General features: G+C 72.2%; 7 protein-coding genes. 4 read left to right on the forward strand and 3 right to left on the reverse strand.

The features are described 5' to 3' along the window. Positions 1 to 4 precede the first annotated feature (4 nt). The 3 genes from ABD774_RS19750 to ABD774_RS19760 all read right to left on the reverse strand — a co-directional run bounded on the left by ABD774_RS19750 (position 5) and on the right by ABD774_RS19760 (position 1,766). Positions 5 to 400 (reverse strand): DUF302 domain-containing protein, encoded by a 396-nt coding sequence (locus ABD774_RS19750; RefSeq protein ID WP_345045106.1) that lies wholly within the window; start codon positions 398 to 400, stop codon positions 5 to 7. Between the two features lie 36 nt (positions 401 to 436). After that, a complete protein-coding gene (gene trxA / locus ABD774_RS19755; RefSeq protein WP_345045109.1) occupies positions 437 to 808 on the reverse strand; it encodes a thioredoxin in 372 nt (123 codons plus the stop codon). Between the two features lie 109 nt (positions 809 to 917). After that, positions 918 to 1,766 carry a hypothetical protein gene (locus ABD774_RS19760; RefSeq protein ID WP_345045111.1) on the reverse strand — a complete coding sequence of 283 codons (849 nt, stop codon included), beginning with the start codon at positions 1,764 to 1,766 and terminating at the stop codon, positions 918 to 920. Positions 1,767 to 2,178: 412 nt separating this feature from the next. On the opposite strand from ABD774_RS19760, the gene ABD774_RS19765 reads away from it, so the two are divergent. From ABD774_RS19765 to nicT, 4 genes are read left to right on the forward strand one after another with little or no spacing between them, the layout of a single operon-like run. Then, a complete protein-coding gene (locus tag ABD774_RS19765) occupies positions 2,179 to 2,499 on the forward strand; it encodes a rhodanese-like domain-containing protein (protein WP_345045113.1) in 321 nt (106 codons plus the stop codon). Positions 2,500 to 2,544: 45 nt separating this feature from the next. Continuing rightward, complete coding sequence (locus ABD774_RS19770) at positions 2,545 to 3,921, forward strand: rhodanese-like domain-containing protein (RefSeq protein ID WP_345045115.1); 1,377 nt, start codon at positions 2,545 to 2,547, stop codon at positions 3,919 to 3,921. Continuing rightward, positions 3,918 to 4,742: a sulfite exporter TauE/SafE family protein gene (locus ABD774_RS19775; protein ID WP_345045118.1), complete on the forward strand. Its 825-nt coding sequence runs from the start codon at positions 3,918 to 3,920 to the stop codon at positions 4,740 to 4,742. The genes ABD774_RS19770 and ABD774_RS19775 overlap by 4 nt, the downstream gene beginning before the upstream one ends. A gap of 26 nt (positions 4,743 to 4,768) precedes the next feature. Beyond that, positions 4,769 to 5,875, forward strand: coding sequence for a Nickel transporter NicT (gene nicT, locus ABD774_RS19780; protein WP_345045120.1), 1,107 nt, complete (start codon positions 4,769 to 4,771; stop codon positions 5,873 to 5,875). Positions 5,876 to 6,100 lie beyond the last annotated feature (225 nt).

Consider the following 6,100-nt stretch of genomic DNA (forward strand, 5'->3'; position numbering starts at 1 on the left):
GTCGTCATGCCTGCCCTATAGCCGTCAGGGCCTTGCGGAGCCTGTCGGCCGCGTCGTCGGCCACCGGGCGCAGGTTCTCGTTGTCGGTGACTCCCACCATGATCTGCGGGTCCAGGGCCTCGACGACGGTGCGGTTGTCGCCGGCGGAGCGGACGACGACGTTGCACGGCAGGAGCAGCCCGATGGACTCCTCGGCCTGCAGCGCGCGGTGGGCCAGGGGCGGGTTGCACGCGCCGAGGATCACCTGCGGGGGGATGTCGACGTCGAGCTTCTTCTTCAGTGTCGCGGCCATGTCGATCTCGGTCAGGACGCCGAAGCCCTGCTCGGCCAGCGCCTCCCGGGTGGCGGTGACGGCTTGGTCGAACGGCTGCTCGACGGTGACGGTGATGCCGTAGCTCATGGTTCCCTCTCGGTCGAAGTGCTGCGGCGGATGCCGTCAGGCGGACTGCTTCTCCTGCTCGGCAAGCTGCTCCCGGACCTTGTCCATGTCCAGATCCTGCACGGCGGTGATGACTTCCTCGAGCGCGGCGGCGGGCAGCGCGCCGGGCTGGGAGAAGACCAGGATGCCGTCGCGGAAGACCATCAGCGTCGGGATGGAGGTGATGCCGGCCTGGCCCGAGAGCATCTGCTCGGCCTCGGTGTCGACCTTGCCGAACACGATGTTCTCGTGGCTCTGGGACGCCTTCTCGAAGACGGGCGCGAACATGCGGCACGGGCCGCACCAGGACGCCCACCAGTCGACGAGGACGATGCCGTCCTGCTGGACCGTGTCCATGAACGTGTCGGATGTGAGGTTGACGGTAGCCATCTGTACTCCTCGGGGTTGCAGGTGAAAGGGCTGGGGATAATACCCCTACGGGTATGCCAACGCGGGTGGGCTCCAGATATTCCAGCTCGAAGGCGGTCGTGCTGGGCGGTCAGGTGCTGCAGGTGGTGGCGGCGCCGGTGAGGCGCTGGACGAGGCCGAGGGTCACTGCCGCCAGGGCGACGACGGCCATCGCCGGCTGCAGCGGCGCCGAGCCGAGGAACCACGCGGCCGCCAGTACGCTCCCCGCCGACATGGCGGCGCACGGGCTGCAGCCCAGGTCCGGCCGCCATCCCTGGCCCCGCAGGGGCAGGTAGGTGGCCAGCGTGGCGGCGGAGACCAGTGCGGTCAGCGCCACGAGTGCGGTCCACAGCGGGGCCTCGGTCGGCGTCCAGCCGCCGCCGGTGGTGGCCAGGGCGGCGAGTAGCGCGGGTGCGAGCACCGCCGTGGCGACGATGCGCCGTCGAGGCCAACGGCCGCTGCCCCGCAGGGCGACGGCGGCGGCCGGCCCGCGGGCGGGTTCCGTCGCGGTGGCCGTACCGGGCTCCGGCGCGCGGTCACGTGCCGGGTGCGCCGCACCGTCAACCTCGCCGTCACCCTTGACGCCGTCCCTCGGCGGGGCCGGGCTGAGCAGCGTGTCGAGGGCGTCGAGTCCGCCGTCGTGATAAGCGCGCCACGCGGGGGTGTCCGCGCCGGCGTGCAATGTCCAACGGTCGCGCACGGCGCGGACCGTCTCCGTCGGGTCGTGGTCCGGGGCCTGCTTGTCGACGGCGCGTCGGGCCTGTGCCAGGGCGGCGGCGGCACCCTCGTGGTACTTCGCCGCGGGGCGCGGTTCTCCGCCGCGGGAGCGCGTGCACAGGGAGTCGTTGCCGGCGGCCGCCGTCAGGTGGCCGATCGCGTCGGTCTCCAGGTGGCGCACGAGACCCCTGACGTCCTGGGTGGTCGTTGTCGGGCCGGTCACGCCCACGGCTCCTCCAGTGCCCGGTCGTTACAGGTGCACCGTCGGTCGGGGGCGACGTCGGCCAGGACCTGGGCGGCGTGCATGCCGCAGCCGGTCCAGGTGATCATGCCGCAGGTCTCGCAGGTCGCAGGGCTGCACATATTTCTGTCCTCGCTCGATGGGTCTCGGGATCGCCGCTGGGGTCCGCGTCGGGCGGATGCGAAGGCGGCGATCACGTGCAGGAATAGAGGCGTGGAGGCTCTCGCCTGGACAGCAACTATACCCCTGGGGGTATAGTTTTGCCAGGCCGCGGAGCCGCTGACCCGCCCCGCAGGTTGGGGGCGGGAATGCTCTCGGAGTCGGCGCTGTTGTAGCCGCCGGATACCCCCCTGGGTATCGAATGTCATGTCCCCAGAGCGAGGAAAGAAGTCACATGACCGAGGTCTCCATCGATCAGTTCGCGGCCGCGAAAGCGGGCGGTGCCTTCGTCGTCGACGTTCGTGAGCCCGGCGAGTACGTGCAGGGCCACGTCGCCGGTGCGGAGCTCATCCCGCTGAGCGAGGTCCCGCAGCGGACCGCCGCCCTGCCGACGAACCAGCCCGTCTACGTCATCTGCGCCAGCGGCAACCGCAGTCTGCGCGCGGCGGAGTACCTGCGCGCGTCGGGTCTCGACGCCTACTCCGTCAACGGCGGGACCGCCGGCTGGATCCGCGCCGGCAACCCTGTCGTCACCGGCCCGCACGCCGAGGCCTGAGCACCTCCCGCCCTACCGCCTACCGCACCCGGAAGGACCCGCTTCATGACCACGATCATCTCCATCGAGACCCCCTCGCTCGGTGACCGCAGTTACCTGGCCCACGACGGCGAGGTCGCCTTCGTCGTCGACCCGCAGCGCGACATCGACCGCGTCCTGGACGCGGCCGCCAAGGCGGGGGTCCGGATCACCCACGTGTTCGAGACCCACATCCACAACGACTACGTCACCGGCGGCTACGCCCTGGCGCAGGAGACCGGGGCGGCGTACTACGTCAACGCCGACGACGAGGTCTCCTTCGAGCGGACCGGCATCCGCGACGGCGACGTCGTCGAGGTCAGCCCGACGATGCGCGTCCGGGCCATGCACACCCCGGGGCACACCTTCACCCACCTCTCCTTCGTGCTCGAGGGTGAGGACCCGGCCGTGTTCTCCGGCGGCTCCCTGCTCTTCGGCTCCACCGGCCGGCCGGACCTGCTCGGCGACGCGCACACGCACGAGCTCGCCCGCCACCAGTACAGCTCGGCACGCCGGCTCGCCGCCGAGCTGAGCGACGAGACCAAGGTGATGCCGACCCACGGGTTCGGCAGCTTCTGCGCCGCCACCTCGGCCGGGGGCGACACCACCGCCTCGACGATCGGTCGTGAGCGGATGATCAACCCGGTGATGTCCCAGGACGAGGAGGACTTCGTCGCGGACACCCTCGCCGGGCTGGACGCCTACCCCGCGTACTACGTGCACATGGGCCCGGCCAACTCCGCCGGCCCCACCGCCTCGGACCTCTCCGAGCCTGAGCGGGCCGACAAGGACCAGCTCCGCACCCGCCTCGAGGCGGGGGAGTGGCTGGTGGACCTGCGCACCCGCACCGCCTTCGCGAAGGGGCACGTGCCCGGCACGTTCAACTTCGGCCTGGACGGCCAGTTCGCCACCTACCTCGGCTGGCTCATCCCCTGGGGCACGCCGGTCACGCTGCTCGGCGAGAGCCCGGAGCAGGTGGCCGAGGCGCAGCGCGAGCTGAGCCGGATCGGCATCGACCGGCCCGCCGCGGCCGCCACCGGACGCCCCGAGGACTGGACCGACGCGCCGCTCGCCGAGCTGCCCAGCGCCAGTTTCGCCGACCTGGAGCAGGTCCGTCACCACCGGCCCGTCACCGTCCTCGACGTCCGCCGGGTCAGCGAGTGGCGCGACGGTCACATCGACGGCGCCGTGCACCTTCCCATCCACGACATCGTCAAGCGCATGGACGAGGTGCCGGAGGGTGAGGTCTGGGTGCACTGCGCGTCCGGCTACCGCGCCTCCATCGCCGCCTCGCTCGTCGCTGCCACCGGCCGTCGCGTGGTCGTGGTCGACGACAGCTTCGACCGCTCCGCGCAGGCCGCCGGCCTGCCGATCGTCTCCGACCAGGCGACCGCCTCGGCGTGAGCGCGATCGTCCTTGCCGTCCCGCTCGGGGTCGTCGTCGGGATCACCCTCGGCGCCCTGGGCGGTGGCGGGTCCATCCTCACCGTCCCCGCCCTCGTATACCTCCTGGGCCTCGACGCCCGGGCCGCGACGACCGGGTCGCTGGTCATCGTCGGCATCACGACGCTGATCGGGATGCTGCCGCACCTGCGCGCCGGCCGGGTACGGCTGGGGCAGGGCGTGGTCTTCGGCCTCCTCGGCGTCGGCGGGGCGTTCCTCGGCTCCTTGCTCTCGACGGCGGTGCCCCAGAACGTCCTGCTCGTCGCCTTCGCAGGACTCATGCTCGTCGTCGCCGCGGTGATGACCCGGCGGCGGCGGGCCGCCGCCCGCAGGCAGGCCGCCGGCCAGGGCGAGGTGGAGGCACGGACCACGCCGATGCTCTCGCTGCGACCCTTCCGGTGCGACTGCCGCGCCGTGGGCGTCCTGCTGCTGACGGCCACCGCCGTCGGGCTGCTCACCGGGTTCTTCGGGGTGGGCGGCGGCTTCGCCGTCGTGCCCGCGCTCGTGCTGGCCCTGCGGCTGCCGATGCCCGTGGCCGTGGGCACCTCGCTGGTGGTCATCACCATCAACAGCGCCAGCTCGCTCGTCTCCCGCCTCGGCCAGGACGTCACCCTCGACTGGGCACTCATCGGCGCCTTCACCGCCGCCTCGGTGGTCGGGAGCCTCATCGGCGCCCGGATCACCTCGAAGGTGAGCCCGGCCCGGCTCAACCTCGCCTTCACCGTGCTGCTGGTCCTCGTGGCGGCCTACACCGCGGCCCGCAGCATCCCTCAGCTGTTCTGACCCGCTCCGACCGGAGGATCGTCCCTATGTCCTTGACCGCGTCCGTCACCTCGCGCACGGCCCGGCCCCGCCGGTGGAGCGGCACCGAGAAGCGCTCGGTCGCCGGCATGGCCGCGATGGTGCTGCTGCTCAACCTCGTCGGCTGGGGAGTCCTGCTCCTCGCCGTCGCGCCGCAGCAGCTCACCGTCGGCAGCGCCGGGGTGTTCGGCGTCGGGCTGGGCGTGACCGCGTTCCTGCTCGGGGCACGCCACGCCTTCGACGCCGACCACATCGCCGCCATCGACAACACCACCCGCAAGCTCGTCGGTGAGAACCGCCCCGCGCTGAGCGTGGGCTTCTGGTTCTCCCTGGGCCACTCCAGCGTGGTCTTCGGGCTCGCCCTGCTGCTCGCCCTCGGCGTGAAGGCCGTCGCCGGTCCGGTCGCCGACTCCGGGTCGGCGATGCAGCAGACGCTCGGCACGGTCGGCTCGATCGTGGCCGGCACGTTCCTGATCCTCATCGGCCTGCTCAACCTCGGCTCGGTGAAGGGCATCGTGCGGGTCTTCCGGCAGATGCGCGGCGCGGCGCTGGACGAGCGCGAGCTCGAGCGGCTGCTGAACAACCGCGGCGTCATGGCGAGGCTGCTCGGGCGGTTCACCCGTCGGGTGACGAAGCCGTGGCACATGTACCCGGTCGGGCTGCTCATGGGCCTCGGGTTCGACACCGCCACCCAGGTGGCGCTGCTCGTCCTCGCCGGCGGCACCGCCGCGCTGACGCTGCCCTGGTACGCCATCCTCGTGCTGCCGGTGCTCTTCGCCGCCGGGATGAGCCTGTTCGACGCCGCCGACGGCGTCCTGATGGCCCGCGCCTACCGCTGGGCCTTCCTGGCACCGGTGCGCAAGGTCTACTACAACCTCACCGTCACGGTCCTGTCGGTCATCGCCGCCCTCGGCATAGGCGTCACCGTCCTGCTCCAGCTGCTCGCCGAGCACCTCGAGCCCACGGGCGGGTTCCTCGGGTGGGCGGCCGGTCTCGACATGGGCGGCGTCGGGTACGCCCTCGTCGGGCTCTTCGTCACTGCCTGGCTGGTCAGCTTCGCGATCTGGCGGCTGGGTCGCATCGAGGACCGCTGGACGGCGGCCACCGCCTCCTGACCCTGGGGCGCCCAGCGCCTTCGCGCCGCCGGCCCTCCGCCTGCCCCCACGGGGCCGGTGGAGGCCGGCGTCCGGCGCGCGGACCCGGTCTCGGTCCGCGACGATGACGGGACGAGACCCAGCGGACCGGAAGGACCTTCTCGATGGCGACGTCGGACTCCGCCAGCGTCCCCGCCGGACGGCCGGCCGAGCGGGGAGCGGTCGACCTCGACCGTCGGACCGTCT

Source organism: Georgenia daeguensis (assembly GCF_039537705.1).
In the GTDB taxonomy this organism is placed as follows: domain Bacteria; phylum Actinomycetota; class Actinomycetes; order Actinomycetales; family Actinomycetaceae; genus Georgenia; species Georgenia daeguensis.